This window comes from Azonexus sp. (assembly GCF_041909095.1).
Taxonomy (GTDB): Bacteria; Pseudomonadota; Gammaproteobacteria; order Burkholderiales; family Rhodocyclaceae; genus Azonexus.
On the sequence record NZ_JAYREB010000001.1, the window covers coordinates 149,495 to 169,078 of the forward strand.

19 protein-coding genes are annotated in these 19,584 nt (G+C 65.9%); 13 read left to right on the forward strand and 6 right to left on the reverse strand.

Translation table 11 applies throughout. From position 1 onward, the window contains the following. Positions 1–25: 25 nt before the first annotated feature. The gene (locus tag ACE3OV_RS00730; protein WP_374324026.1) at positions 26–2,164 is read right to left on the reverse strand and encodes a UvrD-helicase domain-containing protein; all 2,139 of its coding nucleotides are present in this window, start codon (positions 2,162–2,164) and stop codon (positions 26–28) included. Between the two features lie 243 nt (positions 2,165–2,407). Here ACE3OV_RS00730 and ACE3OV_RS00735 point away from each other — a divergent pair, with 243 nt between their 5' ends. From ACE3OV_RS00735 to holA, 4 genes are all read left to right on the forward strand, one after another. Continuing rightward, positions 2,408–2,758: a hypothetical protein gene (locus tag ACE3OV_RS00735; protein WP_374324028.1), complete on the forward strand. Its 351-nt coding sequence runs from the start codon at positions 2,408–2,410 to the stop codon at positions 2,756–2,758. A gap of 161 nt (positions 2,759–2,919) precedes the next feature. Next, positions 2,920–5,529, forward strand: coding sequence for a leucine--tRNA ligase (leuS, locus tag ACE3OV_RS00740; RefSeq protein WP_374324030.1), 2,610 nt, complete (start codon positions 2,920–2,922; stop codon positions 5,527–5,529). Between the two features lie 9 nt (positions 5,530–5,538). Next, a complete protein-coding gene (gene lptE, locus ACE3OV_RS00745; protein ID WP_374324031.1) occupies positions 5,539–6,057 on the forward strand; it encodes an LPS assembly lipoprotein LptE in 519 nt (172 codons plus the stop codon). Continuing rightward, a complete protein-coding gene (gene holA / locus ACE3OV_RS00750) occupies positions 6,057–7,088 on the forward strand; it encodes a DNA polymerase III subunit delta (protein WP_374324032.1) in 1,032 nt (343 codons plus the stop codon). Before lptE ends, holA begins: the two co-directional genes overlap by 1 nt. Positions 7,089–7,110: 22 nt before the next feature. Here the strand turns inward: holA and ACE3OV_RS00755 are convergent, their stop codons facing one another. Then, a complete protein-coding gene (locus ACE3OV_RS00755; protein WP_374324033.1) occupies positions 7,111–7,350 on the reverse strand; it encodes a hypothetical protein in 240 nt (79 codons plus the stop codon). 113 nt (positions 7,351–7,463) lie between these two features. On the opposite strand from ACE3OV_RS00755, the gene ACE3OV_RS00760 reads away from it, so the two are divergent. Genes ACE3OV_RS00760 through ACE3OV_RS00770 form a run of 3 tightly spaced genes read left to right on the forward strand, consistent with a single transcriptional unit; the run spans position 7,464 to position 10,375 of the window. Then, positions 7,464–8,720, forward strand: coding sequence for a glutamate-5-semialdehyde dehydrogenase (locus ACE3OV_RS00760; protein WP_374326213.1), 1,257 nt, complete (start codon positions 7,464–7,466; stop codon positions 8,718–8,720). A gap of 30 nt (positions 8,721–8,750) precedes the next feature. Further along, positions 8,751–9,212 (forward strand): bacteriohemerythrin, encoded by a 462-nt coding sequence (locus ACE3OV_RS00765; protein ID WP_374324034.1) that lies wholly within the window; start codon positions 8,751–8,753, stop codon positions 9,210–9,212. Further along, positions 9,209–10,375, forward strand: coding sequence for an acyl-CoA dehydrogenase (locus tag ACE3OV_RS00770; protein ID WP_374324036.1), 1,167 nt, complete (start codon positions 9,209–9,211; stop codon positions 10,373–10,375). Before ACE3OV_RS00765 ends, ACE3OV_RS00770 begins: the two co-directional genes overlap by 4 nt. A gap of 9 nt (positions 10,376–10,384) precedes the next feature. Here the strand turns inward: ACE3OV_RS00770 and ACE3OV_RS00775 are convergent, their stop codons facing one another. The 3 genes from ACE3OV_RS00775 to ACE3OV_RS00785 all read right to left on the reverse strand — a co-directional run bounded on the left by ACE3OV_RS00775 (position 10,385) and on the right by ACE3OV_RS00785 (position 12,678). Then, the gene (locus tag ACE3OV_RS00775) at positions 10,385–11,137 is read right to left on the reverse strand and encodes an amino acid ABC transporter ATP-binding protein (RefSeq protein WP_374326214.1); all 753 of its coding nucleotides are present in this window, start codon (positions 11,135–11,137) and stop codon (positions 10,385–10,387) included. Positions 11,138–11,147: 10 nt separating this feature from the next. Then, on the reverse strand, positions 11,148–11,801 hold the full coding sequence (locus tag ACE3OV_RS00780) for an amino acid ABC transporter permease (RefSeq protein ID WP_374324038.1): 654 nt from the start codon (positions 11,799–11,801) through the stop codon (positions 11,148–11,150). 82 nt (positions 11,802–11,883) lie between these two features. Beyond that, complete coding sequence (locus ACE3OV_RS00785; RefSeq protein WP_374324041.1) at positions 11,884–12,678, reverse strand: amino acid ABC transporter substrate-binding protein; 795 nt, start codon at positions 12,676–12,678, stop codon at positions 11,884–11,886. A gap of 130 nt (positions 12,679–12,808) precedes the next feature. On the opposite strand from ACE3OV_RS00785, the gene ACE3OV_RS00790 reads away from it, so the two are divergent. From ACE3OV_RS00790 to ACE3OV_RS00810, 5 genes are all read left to right on the forward strand, one after another. Continuing rightward, positions 12,809–13,294 carry a methylated-DNA--[protein]-cysteine S-methyltransferase gene (locus ACE3OV_RS00790; protein WP_374324042.1) on the forward strand — a complete coding sequence of 162 codons (486 nt, stop codon included), beginning with the start codon at positions 12,809–12,811 and terminating at the stop codon, positions 13,292–13,294. Continuing rightward, positions 13,260–14,180 carry a site-specific tyrosine recombinase XerD gene (gene xerD, locus ACE3OV_RS00795; protein WP_374324044.1) on the forward strand — a complete coding sequence of 307 codons (921 nt, stop codon included), beginning with the start codon at positions 13,260–13,262 and terminating at the stop codon, positions 14,178–14,180. Before ACE3OV_RS00790 ends, xerD begins: the two co-directional genes overlap by 35 nt. 71 nt (positions 14,181–14,251) lie before the next feature. Next, positions 14,252–15,010, forward strand: a complete 759-nt coding sequence (locus ACE3OV_RS00800; protein WP_374324046.1) for an SIMPL domain-containing protein — start codon at positions 14,252–14,254, stop codon at positions 15,008–15,010. Between the two features lie 79 nt (positions 15,011–15,089). Continuing rightward, complete coding sequence (locus ACE3OV_RS00805) at positions 15,090–15,998, forward strand: PhnD/SsuA/transferrin family substrate-binding protein (protein WP_374324049.1); 909 nt, start codon at positions 15,090–15,092, stop codon at positions 15,996–15,998. Continuing rightward, complete coding sequence (locus ACE3OV_RS00810) at positions 15,995–18,340, forward strand: ATP-binding protein (protein WP_374324052.1); 2,346 nt, start codon at positions 15,995–15,997, stop codon at positions 18,338–18,340. Before ACE3OV_RS00805 ends, ACE3OV_RS00810 begins: the two co-directional genes overlap by 4 nt. Here the strand turns inward: ACE3OV_RS00810 and ACE3OV_RS00815 are convergent. Further along, positions 18,331–18,684 carry a FlxA-like family protein gene (locus tag ACE3OV_RS00815; RefSeq protein ID WP_374324054.1) on the reverse strand — a complete coding sequence of 118 codons (354 nt, stop codon included), beginning with the start codon at positions 18,682–18,684 and terminating at the stop codon, positions 18,331–18,333. The genes ACE3OV_RS00810 and ACE3OV_RS00815 overlap by 10 nt on opposite strands. A 305-nt stretch (positions 18,685–18,989) precedes the next feature. Between ACE3OV_RS00815 and ybaK the strand changes: the two genes are divergently transcribed. Then, complete coding sequence (gene ybaK, locus ACE3OV_RS00820; protein ID WP_374324056.1) at positions 18,990–19,481, forward strand: Cys-tRNA(Pro) deacylase; 492 nt, start codon at positions 18,990–18,992, stop codon at positions 19,479–19,481. Positions 19,482–19,584 lie beyond the last annotated feature (103 nt).

The following is a 19,584-nucleotide window of genomic DNA, read 5'->3' on the forward strand; positions in this document are numbered from 1 at the left end:
TACCGCGCGACCAGCGCTGACGTCGTCATACCGGCGTCAGCTTGGCGTATTCCAGGGCCAGCCATTTCATGCCGACGCCGCCGCCGAAATTGACCTGCACCCGCGCATCGGCGCCGCGCCCGTCGCTGGCGACGATGACGCCGAGGCCGAACTTGGCATGCTCGACGTTCTGCCCGATGCGCAGCCCGCCAGTGACCGGCTCGCTGCTGGCGGCGGCATAACCGCCCCAGGTCGGCGCCGGCGCCGCAGCCTTCTTGTTCAGTTTGAGCAGCAGTTCTTCCGGAATCTCGTTGAAGAAGGACGAAGCGGTGCAATAGCGCGTCTGCCCGTGCAGCATCCGCGTCTGCGCACACGAGAGATAAAGCCGCTGGCGGGCGCGGGTGACCGCGACGTACATCAGGCGGCGCTCTTCCTCCAGGCCGTCGCGCCCCTCGTTGACCGCATTCTCGTGCGGGAACAGGCCCTGTTCGAGGCCGCTGATGAAGACGACGTCGAATTCCAGGCCCTTGGCCGCGTGCACCGACATCAGCTGAACCGCTTCCTGGCCTTCGCCGGCCTGGTGTTCGCCGGATTCCAGCGAAGCGTGGGCGAGGAAGGATGCGAGCGCGCCGCCCTCGCCGACCGCCCCTTCATCGTCAACAAAGCTGGCGGCGGCGTTGATCAGTTCGTCGAGGTTCTCCAGCCGCTCCTGGCCTTCCTTTTCCAGCCGGTAATGCTGGGCCAGGCCGGACTTCTCGACGACATGCTCGATGATCTCGGGCAGCGGCAGCTTCTCGGTCTCCTGACGCAGCGTCTCGATCAGCCGGATGAAGGCGCCGACGCTCTGGCCGGCCTTGCCGGTCAGCGAGGCGGCGGCGTTGTAGAGGCTGGAATTCATCTGGTGCGCGGCGGCCTGCAGGTTTTCCAGCGAACGCGCGCCGATGCCGCGGGTCGGGAAGTTCACCACGCGCAGGAAGGCGGTGTCGTCGTCCGGGTTGCCCAGGAGGCGCAGGTAGGCGAGTGCGTGCTTGACTTCCTGGCGCTCGAAGAAGCGCAGGCCACCATAGACCTTGTAGGGCACGCCCTTGGTGAACAGCTCATGTTCGAGGACGCGCGACTGGGCATTCGAGCGGTAGAGGATGGCGCATTGCGTCGCCGGCACGCCGTCACGGACCAGTTCGCGGATCTCGTCGACGATGAAGCGCGCCTCGTCGATGTCCGAATAGGCTTCGAAGGCGCGGATCGGCTCGCCGTCGCCGGCGTCGGTCCACAGGTTCTTGCCCAGGCGCTCGCGGTTGTGCTTGATGATGGCGTTGGCGGCGGCCAGGATGTTGCCGTGCGAGCGGTAGTTCTGCTCGAGACGGATGATGTTGTCGGCGCAGTAGTCGCGCTCGAAGTCGCGCATGTTGCCGACCTCGGCGCCGCGGAAGCGGTAGATCGACTGGTCGTCGTCACCGACCGCGAAGAGTTTGGCGCCGCCGCCTGCCAAGAGTTGCAGCCAGGCGTACTGCAGCTTGTTGGTGTCCTGGAACTCGTCGACCAGGATCTGCCGGAAACGCTGCTGGTAATGCGTGCGCAAAGGCTCGTTGCGCTGCAGCAGTTCGAAGCAGCGCAGCAGCAGTTCGGCGAAGTCGCAGACGCCCTCGCGATTGCACTGGGCTTCGTACTCGGCGTAAATCTCGACGCGCTTCTGCGTGTAGTGGTCGTACACCTCGGCCTGGCCGGCGCGCACGCCCTGCTCCTTGTGCGCGTTGATGAAATGGCAGAGCTCGCGCGGCGGGTACTTCTCGTCGTCGATGTTGAGGTTCTTCAGCAGGCGCTTGACCATCGCCAGCTGGTCTGCCGAATCGAGGATCTGGAAGGTCTGCGGCAGGCCGGCCTCGCGGTAGTGCGCGCGCAGCAGCCGGTTGCACAGGCCGTGGAAGGTGCCGATCCACATCCCGCGCACGTTGATCGGCACCAGCGCCGACAGGCGCGCGGTCATTTCCTTGGCCGCCTTGTTGGTGAAGGTCACCGCCATCACCCCGTGCGGCCCGACCTGGCCGGTCGAGATCAGCCAGGCGATCCGCGTCGTCAGCACCCGCGTCTTGCCGCTGCCGGCACCGGCCAGGATTAGCGCATGCACCGGCGGCAGCGTCACGGCCTGCAGTTGGGGAGGGTTGAGGTTGGCGAGCAGGTCGGACATGGCAGCAGGGGATTACGGAGAGGGGCGGACAGTGTACAATGTCGGCCGCGTTTTGTTGGGCAAGTGGTCAAACCAGTTTGTTGCAATTGTGCAACGCAACAACACAAGTCCGACAATTTGTTACACGCCAGCCAGCGTGCCAAAAGTATACTGGCAGCAAACATATTGCAGTGCACAAAACTATTTGCCCACGAGGCAGTCGAATGGAATGGGGTCACCACCGTGACCGACAAGGAGCAGCAAATGAACAACATGCAATCACCGAAAATCCTCCCCTGGATCGCCAAGCGCGCCGGTATCAGTGAAGAACTGGCGCTCAAGCTGTGGCGTCGTGCCGTCGGCGAAGCCGAAACCCTGACCGGCCAGTCGTCCGGCGCCGAGTTTTCCGGCCTGGCCATCGAGCGCTTCCTGGCCATCGTCGAAGATGAAGCCGGCGCCCTGAGCACCGGCAAGCTTGCCCCGGCGCCCCAGCTAGGCTGGGTCTGGCGCCACCAGACGCGGATGTCGCTGCTGTCGCTGATGGCCGCGCAAAACACTTACCAGTTCTGGCAGAACACCTGGAACGACCTGGTCGGCCAAAAAAAAGCCGCCTGACCGGACGTCGCTGACGCTCGGCCCGTCGCGCCGCTCGCCGGCGGCGTGACGGGGAACCGCCCTGCCTTCGCGCGGGAATTGCTGAAAAGGGGCGCCGTTACCGGGGCTGGCAACCGCTATAATTCGCGGTTTGATCGACGCTCATTCAGCACGCAAAGCCCATGCAGGAAAAATACACCCCGGCCGACCTCGAACGCGCCGCCCAGCAACACTGGGACGAAACCGGCGCCGCCCGCGCCGTCGAGGACAACAGCAAACCCAAGTACTACTGCCTGTCGATGTTCCCGTATCCGTCCGGGAAACTGCACATGGGCCATGTGCGCAACTACACCATCGGCGACGTCCTCTCGCGCTTCCACAAGATGCAGGGCTACAACGTGCTGCAGCCGATGGGCTGGGACGCCTTCGGCATGCCGGCGGAAAACGCGGCGATGCAGAACAACGTCGCGCCGGCCGGGTGGACCTATTCCAACATCGACTACATGCGAACGCAGCTCAAGTCGCTCGGCTTCGCCATCGACTGGCAGCGCGAATTCGCCACCTGCACGCCCGAGTACTACCGCTGGGAACAGTGGCTGTTCACCCGCCTCTATGAAAAGGGCCTGGTGTACAAGAAGCTCGGCACCGTGAACTGGGACCCGGTCGACCAGACCGTGCTCGCCAACGAACAGGTGATCGACGGCAAGGGCTGGCGCTCCGGCGCCGTCGTCGAAAAGCGCGAGATCCCCATGTACTACATGAAGATCACCGCCTACGCCGAAGAGCTGCTCGCCGAACTCGACAACCTGCCCGGCTGGCCGGAACAAGTGCGGCTGATGCAGAAGAACTGGATCGGCAAGAGCACCGGCGTGCGCTTCGCCTTCCCGCTCGCCGACAATGCTGACGAAAAGCTGTGGGTGTTCACCACCCGCGCCGACACCATCATGGGCGTCACCTTCGTCGCCGTCGCCGCCGAGCATCCGCTGGCCACCCGCGCCGCCGCCAACAACCCCGAACTCGCCGCCTTCATCGAAGAATGCAAGCAGGGCGGCGTCGCCGAAGCCGACATTGCGACGATGGAAAAGAAGGGGATGCCGACCGGCATCTACGTCAGCCACCCGCTGACCGGCGAACAGGTCGAAGTCTGGGTCGGCAACTACGTGCTGATGAGCTACGGAGACGGCGCCGTGATGGCCGTGCCGGCGCATGACGAGCGTGATTTCGCCTTTGCCCTGAAGTACAACTTGCCGATCAAGCAGGTCGTTGCCGTTGACGGCGAGAGCTTCAGCGATCAGGCCTGGGCCGAGTGGTACGCCGACAAGGTCAAGGGCAAGCTGGTCAATTCCGGCAAGTACGATGGCCTCGGCTACGAAGCCGCCGTCGACGCCATCGCCGCCGACCTCGCCGCCAAGGGCCTGGGCGAGAAGAAAACCCAGTTCCGCCTGCGCGACTGGGGCATCTCCCGCCAGCGCTACTGGGGCTGTCCGATCCCGATCATCCATTGCCCGAGCTGCGGCGACGTGCCGGTGCCCGACGATCAGTTGCCGGTCGTCCTGCCCGAGAACGTCGAGATCACCGGCGCCGGTTCGCCGCTGGCCCGCATGCCCGAGTTCTACCAGTGCAAGTGCCCGAAGTGCGGCGGCGACGCGAAGCGCGAAACTGACACCATGGACACCTTCTTCGAGTCGTCCTGGTACTTCCTGCGCTATGCCTGCCCGGACAACGCCACGGCCATGGTCGACGAGCGCGTCGCCTACTGGTGCAAGGGCGGCATCGACCAGTACATCGGCGGCATCGAGCACGCCATCCTGCACCTGCTCTACTCGCGCTTCTTCACCAAGCTGATGCGCGACGTCGGCCTGATCGGCAACTTGGGTGAGCCCTTCGCCAACCTGCTGACCCAGGGCATGGTCGTCGCCCCGACCTTCTACCGCGATCTCGACGGCGGCAAGAAGCAGTGGATCAACCCGGCCGACGTCGATGTCGTCACCGACGAGCGCGGCCGCCCGACCGGCGCCACGCTGAAGGCCGACGGCCTGCCGGTGGTCATCGGCGGCACAGAGAAGATGTCGAAGTCGAAGAACAACGGTGTCGATCCGCAAGCCCTGATCGACCAGTACGGCGCCGACACCGCCCGCCTGTTCATCATGTTCGCTTCGCCGCCGGACCAGTCGCTGGAATGGTCGGATGCCGGCGTCGAAGGCGCCTTCCGCTTCCTGCGCCGCCTGTGGAAAACGACTTACGACCACGTTCAGGGTGGTCTGGTCACCGCCTGCACAAGTAACGACGGCCTCAGTGCCGCCCAGGCCGACCTGCGCCGCAAGCTGCACCAGACCATGGGCAAGGTCGCCGACGACTACGGCCGACGCAAGCAGTTCAACACCGCCATCGCCGCCGTCATGGAGCTGCTCAACGCCTACGACAAGTGCGATCTCACCGACGCCGCCGGCCGCGCGCTCGCCCAGGAAGTCCTGGAAAGCGCCGTGCTGCTGCTCTTCCCCATCGTCCCGCACATCGGCCAGGCGCTTTATGCCGAACTGAAGCCGGGCTGTGACGCCGGCCTCGCCGCCTTCCCGAAGGCCGACCCGGCAGCGCTGAAGCAGGACGAAATCGAGCTGATGGTGCAGGTCAACGGCAAGCTGCGCGGTTCCATCCGCGTCGCTGCGGCAGCCGACAAGGCGAGCATCGAAACCGCCGCGCTGGCTTGCGAGGGCGCCGTCAAGTTCATGGAAGACAAGCCGGCGAAGAAGGTCATCGTCGTCCCCGGCCGCCTGGTCAACATCGTCGCCTGAGGAATAACCATGCGTCTGCTGCGCCCGCTGTTCGCCCTGATCCTCGTCGCCGCCCTCGCCGGCTGCGGCTTCCATCTGCGCGGCGCGGGCGGCAACACGCTGCCCTACAAGACGATGGCCATCGCGCTGCCGGAAACCGCCGATGTCCGGATCTGGCTCGAACGCCACATCCGCGGCAGCGGCGGCACCGAAGTCATCGCCGACCCGAAGGCGGCAGAGGCGGTCTTCCAGCAACTGGCGGACAACCGGCAGAAGAGCATCCTCAGTGTCAACGCCCAGGGCCGGGTGCGCGAATACCGCCTGCAGATGACCTACCGCTTCCGGCTGGTCAACGCCAAGGGTGAGGAAATCGTCGGCCCGAACGAAATCGGCATCACCCGCGACTTCAACTTCGACGACTCGCAGGTGCTCGCCAAGGACATCGAAGAACGTCTGCTCTGGCGCGACATGAGCAACGACCTGGTCAACCAGATCATGCGCCGCCTGAGCATCGTCAAGCCGAAAACCCCGAGCCGGGAAACCGACTGATGCTGCTCAAGGCCGAACAACTGGCCGCCCATCTCGAACGCGAGCTGCGCCCGCTCTACGTCCTCTACGGCGACGAGCCGCTGCTCGTGCTCGAAGCCGCCGACGCGATCCGCGCCCGCGCCCGAAACGCTGGCTATAGCGAACGCGAGGTGCTGACCGTGCTGCCGCAGTTCGACTGGGGCCAGCTGCTCGCCGCCGGCGGCAACCTCTCCCTGTTCGGCGACAGGAAGTTGATCGACCTGCGCATCCCCACCGGCAAGCCGGGCAAGGAAGGCAGCGCGGCGCTGCAGCAGTGGTGCCAGCACCTGTCGCCCGACAACCTGCTGCTGGTCACCCTGCCCGAGCTCGACTGGCGCGAGGAAAAGGCGGCCTGGTTCACCGCGCTGGCCAACGCCGGCGTTGCCGTCAAGCTCAATGCCCCGCCGCTCGCCGAACTGCCGGGCTGGATCGCCGGCCGCCTGCGCCGGCAACAGCAGAGCGCCGAGCCGGACAGCCTGAAGTTCATCGCCGAACGCGTCGAAGGCAACCTGCTCGCCGCCCATCAGGAAATCCAGAAGCTCGCCCTGCTCTACCCGGCCGGCAAGCTGAGCGACGCCCAGGTGCGCGACGCCGTGCTCAACGTCGCCCGCTACGACATCGACGGCCTGCGCGAGGCCCTGCTCGCCGGCGATGTCGGCCGCCTGGCCCGGACCCTGGACGGACTGATGCAGGAAGGCGAGGCACCGCCGCTGGTACTGTGGGCGATGAGCGAGGAAATCCGCAGCCTGACGGCAATCCGCGCCGGCCTCGACAGCGGCCGTCCGCTCGACCTGCTGCTCAAGGAAGCCAAGGTCTGGGGGGCACGCCAGAACGCCGTCAAACGAGCCGTGCAACGCCTGGCCAGCAACGAACTCGAGGCAGCGCTGCGGCACGCCGCGCGCATTGACGCCCTGATCAAGGGCATCGGCCAGGGCAACCTGTGGGAAGAATGCCTGCGCCTGGGCCTGCGCATCTGCGGCCAGGGCAAACCCGAGGCCCGGGTTCGCGCTTAGGCGGCACGTCCCGGCACAGCTTTCACTGCCCCCCGCCAGCCGGCGGCACCTCGTCCGGACCGAGATCTTCCCAGATGCAGTCGCACTCCTGGCGCACGTCGTGCAGGGCCGGCTTGTTGGTCTCCTGGACCAGGCAGTGGCCCTGGCATTCGTCGGCGACCACCACCAGTTTCATTTCTTCGTCCACCTGGCGTTCGCCATCCCAGTAGCTGCAGGTCGCGCAGACCTTGACCTCGGCCGGTAGTATCAGTTTTTCGCCCATCATGTCCTCGATGGAAAGCCCCGTAATCAATGCGGGTAAGAGTTTACCCGCTTCCGGAAGTTCCCTGTGATTTGTCTGGCTATAATGGGCTTTTGCTTCGAATGAAACGCATCATGGACATCAAGGAAACCATGCAGGCGATCGGCCGCCGGGCGCGCACCGCCTCGCGCCGCCTCGCCACCGCCAGCACCGCCGAAAAGAATGCCGCCCTGCAGGCGATCGCCGACGCCATCCGCCGCGAAAAAGCGGCGCTGCTCGCCGCCAACGCCGAGGACGTCGCAGCGGCCCGCGCCGCCGGACTCGAACCGGCGATGCTCGACCGCCTGACGCTGACCGACAAGGGCGTCGACAACATGGCCGAAGGCGTCGAACAGGTCGCCAAGCTGCCCGATCCGATCGGCGAAATGGGCGAGTTCAAGTTCCGCCCGTCCGGCATCCAGGTCGGCAAGATGCGCGTGCCGCTCGGCGTCATCGGCATCATCTACGAGGCACGCCCCAACGTCACCGCCGACGCCGCCGCCCTCTGCCTGAAATCCGGCAACGCCGCGATCCTGCGCGGCGGTTCGGAAGCGATCCGCAGCAATCAGGCGATTGCCGCGCTGGTCAAGGAAGGCCTCGAAGTTGCCGGGCTGCCTGGCGATTGCGTGCAGGTGATCGAGACCACCGACCGCGCCGCGGTCGGCGAACTGATCACCATGCGCGAGTTCGTCGACGTCATCGTGCCGCGCGGCGGCAAGGGGCTGATCGCCCGCCTGCTCGCCGAAGCGCGGGTGCCGATGATCCAGCACCTGGACGGCAACTGCCACGTCTACCTGGAAGAAGAAGCCGACCCGAACAAGGCGCTGAAGATCGTCGAGAACGCCAAGACCCAGCGCTACGGCACCTGCAACACCGCCGAGTCGCTGCTCGTCGACCGCGCGGTGGCCGCCATGCTGCTGCCGCCGATCGCCCACATGCTGACCGCCAAGGGCGTCGAGATCCGCGGCTGCGCCGAAACCTGCGCCATCGTCCCGAACGCCGTGCCGGCCACGGAAGACGACTACTACGCCGAATTCCTGGCGCCGATCATCTCGGTCAAGGTGGTGTCCGGCATCGACGAGGCAATCGCCCACATCAACCAGTATTCGTCGAAGCACACAGAGGCCATCGTCACCGACAACCACCCGAAGGCGATGCGCTTCCTGCGCGAAGTCGATTCGGCGTCGGTCATGGTCAACGCCTCGACCCGCTTCGCCGACGGTTTCGAATACGGCCTGGGCGCCGAGATCGGCATCTCGACCGACAAGATCCACGCGCGCGGCCCGGTCGGTCTGGAAGGGTTGACCAGCCAGAAGTGGGTCGTGCTCGGCGACGGCCACGTCCGCGGCTGAAAATAAACACCATCACGGGGAGTCAACAGCATGCCCATCAACTGGACTTCGGACCTCGACACCGGCATCCCGGTCATCGACCAGCAACACCGCCGCATCGTCGATTTCATCAACGACCTCGAAGCGGCACAGGTGCTCGGCAACCAGGAAAAGATCAAGCAGGTGATCTACGACTGCATCGACTACACGCTGTCGCACTTCGCCTTCGAGGAAAGCATGCAGGAAGAAGCCGGCTACCCCTACTGCAAGCCGCACAAGAAGGTGCATGAGCTGTTCACGCGCAAGGTCGCCGAGTACCAGCAACGCATGGAGCTGGGCGACGACGTCGCCGAGGAACTGCACGGCATGCTCGCCCGCTGGCTGGTCAACCACATCAAGCGCGACGACGCCGACTACGTCGCCTCGGTGCGCGCCAGCATGACGCCGGTGGCGGCGGCCCCGGTCGAAGAGAAGAAGGCTGGCGGCTGGCTCAGCCGCTTGTTCGGCCGATGAGCGGTTTCGCCTGGGACGATCCGTTTCGTCTCGACAGCCAGCTCGCTGCCGACGAGCGGCAGGTGCGCAACGCGGCGCAGACCTTCGCCGGCAAGGTGCTGGCGCCGCGCATCCGCGACGCCTTCCGGCAGGAAACGGTCGATCGCGCGGTGTTCCGCGAGATGGGCGAGATGGGCCTGCTCGGCGCCACGCTGCCGCCGCAGTACGGCGGCGCCGGGCTGAACTATGTTTCGTACGGCCTGATCGCCCGTGCCATCGAAGCGGTCGACTCCGCCTACCGGACGATGCTCAGCGTGCAGTCCTCGCTGGTCATGCTGCCTATCTTCGCCTTCGGTACTGAGGCGCAGAAAGAGAAATACCTGAAGGGGCTGGGCCGCGGCGAGCTGATCGGCTGTTTCGGACTGACCGAGCCGGACTCCGGCTCCGACCCGGCGAGCGCCCGTAGCCGGGCGCGAGCGGTCGCCGGCGGCTGGCGGCTGTCCGGCGTCAAGCGCTGGATCAGCAACGCGCCGATCGCCGATGTCTTCGTCGTCTGGGCCAAGGACGACGACGGCGTGCTGCGCGGCTTCGTGCTGGAAAAAGACATGGCCGGGCTGAGCGCGCCGGCGATCGCCGGCAAGGTCGGGCTGCGCGCCTCGGTCACCGGCGACATCGTCATGGACGAGGTCTTCGTGCCGAGCGAGAACCGCCTGGAAGTCGGCGGTCTGAAAGGTCCGTTCACCTGCCTCAATTCCGCCCGTTACGGCATCGCCTGGGGCGCGCTGGGCGCCGCCGAAGCCTGCTGGCATACGGCGCGGCAATACACGCTGGACCGCAAGCAGTTCGACCGGCCGCTGGCTGCGAACCAGTTAGTGCAGAAAAAGCTTGCCGACATGCAGACCGAGATCGCGCTGGGCATCCAGGGCGCGCTACGCCTCGGCCGCATGATGGACGACGGCAGCGCGACGCCGGAAATCGTCTCGTTGATGAAGCGCAACTCCTGCGGCAAGGCCCTCGACATCGCCCGCACGGCGCGCGACATGCTGGGCGGCAACGGCATTTCCGACGAGTTCGGGGTCATCCGCCATCTGGTCAATCTGGAAGTGGTCAACACCTACGAGGGCACGCACGACATCCACGCGCTGATCCTCGGCCGCGCCCAGACCGGCATTTCGGCGTTCTGAGCGGGCAGCTCAGAGCATGTGATCGAGGAAGGCGCGGGTGCGCGGCTGGCGCGGATCGGCGAACATTTCGCCGGCCGGCCGCGCCTCGACGATCTCGCCGTGATCCATGAAAATGACTTCGGTCGATACGTCGCGGGCGAAGCTCATCTCGTGCGTGACGACGAGCATGGTCATGTGCTCCTCGGCCAACTGGCGCATCGTGCGCAGCACTTCGCCGGTCAATTCGGGGTCGAGCGCCGAGGTCGGCTCGTCGAACAGCATGATGTCCGGCTCCATCGCCAGCGCCCGGGCAATCGCCACCCGCTGTTTCTGGCCACCGGATAGCTGCGACGGATAGGCGCCGCACTTGGCGAGCAGGCCAACCTTGCGCAACAGTTCCTCGGCCTGCGGCACGATGGCGTCGCGGCTCAGCCCCTTGACCGTCAGCGGCGCCTCGATGACGTTCTGCAGCACGGTCAAATGCGGGAACAGGTTGAACTGCTGGAAGACCATGCCCATCTTGCGGCAGATGCGCCGCGCGTCGGCTTCCGGGGCGTAGCGGCAGTGGCCGGCGGCATCAGTTTCGACCAGCGTCTCGCCCTCGATGACGACGCTACCCGAATCGATCGTTTCCAGGTGGTTGAGGCAGCGCAAGAAGGTGCTCTTGCCGGAACCGGACGGGCCGATCACGGCGATCACCTCGCCCTTGCCGATGTCGAGCGAGACGCCCTTGAGCACCTCGGTGCCGTGGAAGTGCTTGCGGATGTCGCGCGCCGCGATCATCGGCGCGGCTTCAGTCTTCATAGACGGCATAGCGTTTTTCCAGGCGCATGAAGCCCCAGGTCAGGACCAGGGTCATGATCAGGTAGAAGGCGGCGGCGACGGCGAAGGGCATGGTCGTGAAATCGCGCTGGACGATGCCGCGCGCCGCGCGCAGCAGGTCGTTCATGGCCAGCACGTAGATCAGCGAAGTGTCCTTGACCAGGGTGATGGTCTCGTTGCTCATCGGCGGCAGGATGCGCTTGACTACCTGCGGCAGGATGATGCGCCGCATCGTCTGGCTGTAGCTCATGCCGAGCACGCGTGCCGCCTCGTACTGGCCACGGCCGACCGACTGGATGCCGGAGCGGAAGATCTCGGCGAAGTAGGCGGCGTAGTTCAGCGTGAAGGCGACGATGGCCGCCGGGAAATCGGGCAGGCGGATGCCGATCACCGGCACGAAGGGCAGCGCGAAGTAGATGAACAGCATCTGCAGCATCAGCGGCGTGCCACGCATCAGCCAGATGTAGCCGCTGACCAGCCGGGACAAGCTGCGGAAATGCGAGACGCGGATCAGCGCCAGCGCCAGCCCGAGCGGCACGGCGAGGACCAGGGTGAGCAGGAAGACCTGCAGGGTCACCGCAGTGCCGTCGAGCAGCGGGCCGAGTATCTGGAAGAGATAGTCCATGCTGTCAGCCCGTCAGGCGGGCGCCATGGGAGTGATGAAACAACGGGCCGGAAGACCGGCCCGTCAGGGGTTCAGGCAGCGCTTACTTGACGATGTCCTTGCCGAACCATTGCGTCGAGATGCGGGCGGCGGCGCCATCCTTCTTCATCTCGTCCATTGCTTTCTGCAGCTTGCCGAGCAGTTCGGCGTCGTCCTTGCGCACGCCGACGCCGTATTCCTCGGTGCCGAAGTTGTCGTCGAGGATCAGGTAGTCGCCCGGCTTCTTGGCCACGTAGTAGCGGCCGACGATCTCGTCGAGGACGACGGCGTCGAGGCGGCCGGTGGTCAGATCCATCAGCGCGGCGACGTTGTCGCCGAACTTCTTCAGTTCCTTGAACGACTTGCCGACTTCGTCCTTCTCGATGGCCTCGACGGCGCTGCTGCCTTCCTGGACGCCGACCACCTTGCCGGCCAGATCGGCCTTGGCCTTGACCGGCGAATTGGCGGCGACGACGACGATCTGGTGGTTTTCCAGATAAGGCGCGGTGAAGGCGATCTGTTCCTTGCGCTTTTCGGTGATGGTCAGGCCGTTCCACAGCACGTCGACGCGCTTGCCGTTGAGTTCGGCTTCCTTGGCGTTCCAGTCGATCGGCTTGAATTCGACTTCGACGCCAAGGCGCTTGGCGGCTTCACGGGCGAGGTCGATGTCGAAACCGACCAGCTCGTTCTTTTCATCGCGAAAACCCATCGGCGGGAAGTTGTCGTCGAGACCGACGACGATCTTGCTCAGTGCGGTCGGCGCCGGCGCGGCGGCGGCCGGCGCCTCGGACTTGCCGCAGGCGGCCATCAGGGTGGCGGCGGCGAGCGCGGCGAACATGGAGGAAAGACGCGGATGCATGCATGAACTCCTTGGAAGGTGATTTTTCGAATAGTCAGCAATTATCCCCTAAAACCGCCGCCCGCTCCGCAATGCGCACAGCGCGCGCAGCCCGTTATACACTTCGCCGACCCGCCGATCAGGAGCCCGCATGTCCGACTACCAAGCCATCGTCGCCGCCCCCGGCTTCGCGCTCGGCATCCGCTGCAGCGCCGACGAAATCACCGCCATCGACTTCCTCGAAGCGCGCCCGGCGCAAGCGCCGGCAACGCCGCTCGCCGCCGAGGCGGTGCGCCAGCTTGAAGCCTATCTGGCCGACCCCGCCTTCGTCTTCGGCCTGCCGCTGCGCCCGGCCGGCACCGCCTTCCAGCGCCGGGTGTGGGCGCAGATCGCGGCGATACCGGGCGGGCGCACGCAAACCTACGGCGAACTGGCGACAGCCCTGCACAACGCGCCGCGCGCCGTCGGCCAGGCCTGCGGCGCCAATCCCTACCCGCTGGTCGTGCCCTGTCATCGCGTCGTCGCCAGCCACGGCGGACTGGGCGGCTTCGCCCGCGAGCGCGGCGGTTTCCTGCTCTCGATCAAGCGCTGGCTGCTGCAGCATGAAAACGCCGAATTTTCCAGCAAAGCCGGCTGACCTCGGCGAAATCGACCAGTTCTGCGACGCGCTCTGGCTGGAAGACGGCCTGGCCAAGGCAACGCTCGCCAGCTACCGCAGCGACCTCGGCCGGCTCGCCGGCTGGCTCGCCGAACACCGCCACGAAGCCCTGCTCGACCTGCGCGAAAGCACGCTGGCCGGCTTCATCGCCGAATTGTCGCGCAGCACGCGCGCCAGTTCGCAGGCCCGCTACCTGTCCACGCTGCGCCGCTTCTACCGCTGGCAGGTCAGCCGCGGCCGCATCGCCAGCGACCCGACGCTGCAGCTGGCCAACCCCAGCCTGCCCGCCCGCCTGCCCAAGGCGATGTCGGAAGCTCAGGTCGGCGCACTGCTCGCCGCCCCCGATCTCGACACACCGCTCGGCTTGCGCGACCGCGCGATGCTCGAGACGCTGTACGCGACCGGCCTGCGCGTCTCCGAACTGGTCGGCCTGCAACTGCATTCGGTCAGCCTCAACGACGGCGTCCTGCGCGCCTTCGGCAAGGGCAGCAAGGAACGCCTGGTGCCGCTCGGCGAACAGGCGATCGACTGGATCGCCCGCTACCTGCGCGAGAGCCGCGCCGACATCCTCGGCGCCCGGCAGAGCGACGCGCTATTCGTCACCGCCCGCGGCGGCGCCATGACCCGTCACGCCTTCTGGCATCTGGTCAAGCGCTACGCGCTGCTGGCCGGCATTGACCCGGCGAAGCTGTCGCCACACGTGCTGCGTCACGCCTTCGCCACCCACCTGCTCAACCACGGCGCCGACCTCCGGGTGGTCCAGCTGCTGCTCGGCCATGCCGACATCTCGACGACGCAGATTTACACCCACGTCGCCCGCGAGCGCCTGAAAGCGCTGCACGCCGTCCATCATCCGCGCGGCTGAACACGGAATTGCCATTGGCATGACAGGCGTCCGCCGCTACGATGCCGTTTTTCCTTTCGAGAACGAAGCTCATGGACAATCGTAATTCCTGGCCGCTGCTCGGCCTTGGTCTGCTCCTCGCCCTTGGCCTGGTCGGCGGCGCGACGGTGCTGGCGAAGCATTTCAAGACCCTGGGCGCGCCCAAGCAGAGCATTTCGGTCAAGGGACTGGCCGAAAAACCGGTCAAGGCCGACTCCGCCGAATGGAGCATCGGCATCGCCGTGCACGGCGCCGATTTCGCCGCCACCCTGAACGCGCTACGCCAGGCGCGGCCGGTCATCGACGGCTTCCTCACGGAGCAGGGTTTCGCCGCCGACAGCGCCAGCGCCAGCGCCGGTCCGGAGTCGGTGAGCCCGCACTACGAGTACGAGCCGCTGCCCCAGGGCGGCTCGCGCCAGGTGCAGCGCGGCTTCGATGGCAAGCAGCTATTCGTCGTCCGGTCCACTGCGCTCGACACCATCGCCAGGGCGCACAGCGCGATCATCGAACTCAAGGCGCAGGGCAAGCCCATCGTCTATGACGATCCGCGCTACCTGATCAACGACCTGGAAAGCGTCAAGATGTCGCTGATCGGCGCCGCCACCCGCAATGCCCGGCTGCGTGCCGAAGAGTTCGCCAAAGTCGGCGACGCCCGGGTCGGCACCATGCGCTCGGCGTCGCAAGGCGCTTTCTACATCCTGCCGGCCAACGGCAGCGAAGAGGAGGCCAGCGATTACGGCGGGGTCTATGACAAGACGACAGTGGACAAGAAGGCGCGCGTCGTCGTCACCATCGAATACGCCATCGAATAGACGGCGCCGGGGTTTTGCCGGGCTTGTCGGGCCCGGCGTTTGGCGTTAGTTTGGCAGGCAGAAGAAACGGAGGAGAGCAATGGGCCTGCTACGCCTGCTGGCAACGATACTGTGCGTGCTGCTTGCCGCCTGCGATCGCCCGCCGGAGACGGCCCTGCCGCTGAACTACCGGACGACGCCGGCGGCCGAGGCCACCCCGCTCTATCGCTTCGCGGTGCACCCGCTGCACAATCCGAGCAAGCTCGCCGAAGCCTACCAGCCGCTGATCGACCTGCTCAACGCCAGCATTCCGGGCGCCCGCTTCGAACTCGAGGCGTCGCGCGATTACCAGGCCTACGAGGCAAAATTTCGCGCCCGCGGCCCGGAATTCCTGCTCCCCAATCCCTGGCAATCGCTGCAGGCGATGCAACTCGGCTACCGCGTCATCGCCATGGCCGGCGACGCCGAGGATTTCCGCGGCATCTTCATCGTCCGCCGCGACAGCCCGATCCGTCTGCCCGCCGATCTCAAGGGCAAGCAGGTCAGCTACCCGTCGCCGACTGCCCTCGCCGCCTGCATCATGCCGCAGTACTTCCTGCACGAGCACGGCATCGACGTCAATCGCGACATCGAAAACCGCTACGTCGGCTCGCAGGAGTCGGCGATCATGAGCGCCTATCTCGGCGACACGGCCGCCGCCGCCACCTGGCCACCGCCGTGGCACCTGTTCCAGCGCGATCATCCCGCCGAGGCCGCACAACTGCGCGTGCTCTGGGAAACCACGCCGCTGCTCAACAATTCGGTGATGGTGCGTGACAACGTCCCCAATCCTGTCGTCGACGCGGTGCGCGACACCTTGCTCAAGCTCGAGGACAGCGAAAACGGCCGGCGCATCCTGGCTGCGATGGCCACTGCCCGCTTCCACTTCGCCGAGGACGCCACCTACCAGGTGGTGGACGCCTACATCCGCCGTTTCGAACGGGAAGTCCGACCGGTGGAACAGCGATGACGCAGCTTCGCCACCTGCTGCTCGGCAACCTGCGCCGACAACTGGCAATCGGCATCGCCGTCCTGGTCGCACTGCTGATGACCCTGTTCGTCCTCGAAACCAGCCGCCGCCAGGAAAATTTCGCGATCGACCAGCACCGGGTGCGGAGCAGCGCGCTGGCCCACAGTCTTGCCGTCTCGGCGGCGCCCTGGGTGGCGGCGCGCGACTTTGCCGGCCTGCAGGAAATTGTCGACGGCCTGGCCGGCTATCCCGGGCTGCAGCACGCCATCATCCTCGACCGGCGCGGCCAGGTCCTCGCCCACAACGTGCCGGACAAGCGCGGTCTCTACCTCGACGACCTGCCGAGTCAGCCCGCTCCAACCGTGCTGCGCCAGACCCGCCTCGCCATCGACCTGGCGACGCCGATCCTGCTCCAGGACAAGAGTGTCGGCTGGCTGCGCCTGGGCATCAGCGATCCGGCGCTGGCCGGCGAAATCGCCCGCATCCGGCGTGACGGCCTGATCTATACGCTGTTCGCCATCCTTCTGGCGAGTGCCTTCGCAACCCTTGCCGCGCGCTACCTGACGCGCCGCCTGCACGCCATCCAGCGCGTTGCCGACGCCGTCCAGCGTGGCGATCCCGCACCTCGCGTTCATCTTGACGGCAACGACGAGGCGGCCCGCCTGGGCCAGGCCGTCAACGCCATGCTCGACGCCCTGGCCGAGCGCAGCGACGCCCTGCGCGCCAGCGAATCGCGCCATGCCACCATCCTCGACAACGTGAGCGCCTACATCTACCTGAAGGACACGGCGGGCCGCTATCTCTATGCCAACCGCCCGGTCCGCGAACTGTTCCGCTGCTCGCTCGCCGAGCTGGTCGGCCACGACGACAGCCGCTTCTTCGATGCCGAAACCTTCCGCCAGCTCAGCACCAACGACGCCCGCGTCCTGCGCGACGGGGAGACGATCCGCATCGAGGAGGACAACGTCGATCAGAACAGCCAGCAACATACCTTCTACTGGACCGTCAAACTGCCGCTACGCGACGAACAAGGGAAGATTTACGCGCTCTGCGGCATCTCCACCGACATCAGCGAACGCAAGCAGGCCGAACTGGTGCTCGCCCGCCACAAGGAGATGCTCGAAGCGGAGGTCCGCCAGCGCACCCTGGACCTCTCGCAGGCACGCGATGCGGCGGAAGCGGCGAGCCACGCCAAGAGCACCTTCCTGGCCAACATGAGCCACGAACTGCGGACACCGATGAACGCGATCATGGGCATGACCAGCGTCCTCCTGCGCCGCAGCCACGACCCGGCGCTCAACGAACAATTGGGCAAGATCGACCAGGCGTCGCGCCACCTGCTGCACGTCATCAACGACATCCTCGACCTCTCCAAGATCGAGGCCAACCGCCTGGAAATCGCCCATCTGCCGTTCCGCCTGGGCAGCGTGCTGGAGAACGTCAGCAGCCTGATCGGCCAGCGCGCTGCCGACAAGGGCCTGCGCCTGGTCAGCGAGGCACCGCCGGAACTGGCGCGCCGCGAATTCCTCGGCGATGCGCTGCGCCTCGAACAAATCCTGCTCAATTTCGCCGGCAATGCCGTCAAGTTCACCGAGCACGGCGAGGTCCGCCTCCAGCTGGAGCAGCTCGCCGAGCGGGACGGCAGCGCCCGCCTGCGCTTCGCCGTCATCGACAGCGGCATCGGCATCGCGCCGGAAGCGCAGCAGCGCCTATTCACCGCCTTCGAGCAGGCCGACAACTCGATGACCAGGAAGTATGGCGGCACCGGTCTCGGCCTGGCGATCAGCAAGCGGCTGATCGAGATGATGGGCGGCCAGTTCGGCGTGGACAGCACGCTGGGCGTCGGCAGCACCTTCTGGTTCAGCCTCGACCTCGCAACTGCGGCGCCAGGAGAAGCGATCGCCCCCCAGGCGACCGAAGCCCCCGAGGAAAAACTGCGCCAGCGGCGCCAGCGCACCCGCATCCTGCTCGCCGAGGACGAACCGATCAACCGCGAGGTCTCGCTGGCGCTGCTCGAAGACGTAGCACTCACCGTCGACGTCGCCGAGGATGGCGCAGAGGCACTGGCGCTGGCCGAGCAGAACGCCTACGCGCTGATCCTGATGGACATCCAGATGCCGAAGCTGAACGGCCTCGACGCCACCCGCGCCATCCGCCGCCTGCCGCAGCATGCGCAGACGCCGATCCTGGCAATGACCGCCAACGCCTTCGACGAGGATCGCCAGACCTGCCTGGCCGCCGGCATGAACGACCACATCAGCAAGCCGATCGACCCTGACCGGCTGTTCGCCACCCTGCTGCGCTGGCTGCCGGAAGACGCAGAAACGCCGCTTCAGACGTAGAGATCGACCTGCGTGCCGAGGCTGTCGTCACTGCTCGCCGTCGCCCCCGTTGCCGCGCCAGCCGGTTCGCTCTTCGCTTGTTCGCTCTGCGCCTGTGCGGCCTCCCGCGCCTCCTGTGCCTGCAACTGGGCGATCTGCGCTTGCAGGGCGGCGATCTGTGCCTGCAGGATTTCAGCCTGCTTTTCGGTTTCCTCGGACGGTTCCTTGAGCAACCGACTCAATTCCTTCTGCAGCGCCGACAGCTGTTTCTGCAGCGCAGCGATGCGCGACCCCGAAGCATTCCCCGAACTGGCGACGCTGGCGCTGACCGCAGTCGTGCCGCCAACCGCACTGATCGATGCCATGGTGTTCTCCCTGTGTCCTTTTCCTGTCTACATTTACGGCATCGGCAAGCGCGGCTTATGCCATCAGCGGGTAAAAGCAGGTAAAGAGCACCGGCCCGCTGGCCGAGCTAGCCGCCTGTCGGACTTGATGGGTCGCAGCGAAAAAAGTGGGAGACGAGGGCAGTTTTTCACGGGTTTCAAGCGAATAGCGTTCTATTCGCGCAGAAACACGGGGAAAAATGAACCGTCTTCCCTCTTTTTGCAGCCGACTTGGTCAAGTCTGACAGGCTGCTAGAATTGCGCCTCCCGACCCGAAGCGCTATCCGATGAGCAAAGCCGCCCATGCCCCCGAAACCCAGGCCACCCAGTTCCTCAAGGCGAACAAGGTAGCCTACGCGCCGCATCTCTACGCTTACGAGGAACACGGCGGCACCCGCGTCTCGGCCCGCGAACTCGGCGTCGACGAGCATGCCGTGGTGAAGACGCTGATCTTCGAGGACGAGAGCGGCAAGCCGCTGATCGTGCTGATGCACGGCGACTGCAAGGTGTCGACCAAGGAGCTGGCGCGGCAGATTCCGTGCAAGAAGGTCGAGCCGTGCAAGCCCGAGGTGGCCAACCGCCACACCGGCTTCCTGGTCGGCGGCACCAGCCCCTTCGGCACGAAAAAGGCGATGCCGGTGTTCATCGAGAAGAGCATCCTCGACCTGCCGCTGATTTACATCAACGGCGGCCGCCGCGGCTTCCTGCTCGCCCTCGACCCGCAGGAAATCCTGCGCACGCTGCGCCCGAAGTGCGTTGATGCCGCCCTCGCTGATTGATTTTTAGGGCGTGTTCACAATAAGCAGCGGGCGGCGCAAGGGGTTGGCGGGGAGGCAGTGCAAGGCGCCGGTCGCGCCGTGCAGTGATCTGCACAAGCGAGCG